1 protein-coding gene is annotated in these 309 nt (G+C 70.6%); it reads right to left on the bottom strand.

Going from position 1 to position 309, the window contains the following annotated elements:
- A partial coding sequence (locus tag RVY79_RS18715; RefSeq protein ID WP_317466052.1) for a LysR family transcriptional regulator occupies positions 1–309 on the bottom strand: 309 nt, incomplete at both ends.

Below are 309 nucleotides of genomic sequence, written 5' to 3'. Positions count from 1 at the left end.
AGTTCGAGAATTGCCAGCCGCGTGCCTGGCGCGGCGCCACGCAGGGCGTTGAGCGCTGGCAGCACGATGGTCGATTCACCGTAGTCGGTGGCGGCCACGCGCCAGGTGTTGGTGGCGTGCGCCGGCTCAAACGGGCTGGCGGGCGCAACGGCCTGCTCCAGCGCTTCCAGTGCCTGCCGTAGCGGCTCGCGCAGTGCCTCGGCGCGAGCGGTCGGGCGCATGCCGCGTGGGCCGGGCAGCAGCAACGGGTCTCCAAAGATGTCGCGCAGCTTGGCCAGATGCACGCTCACGGAGGGCTGCGAGAAGTTC

Origin of the sequence: Chromohalobacter sp. HP20-39 (assembly GCF_033052815.1) — a bacterium.
Classification (GTDB): domain Bacteria; phylum Pseudomonadota; class Gammaproteobacteria; order Pseudomonadales; family Halomonadaceae; genus Chromohalobacter.
This window is presented reverse-complemented; position numbering and strand designations above follow the sequence as displayed.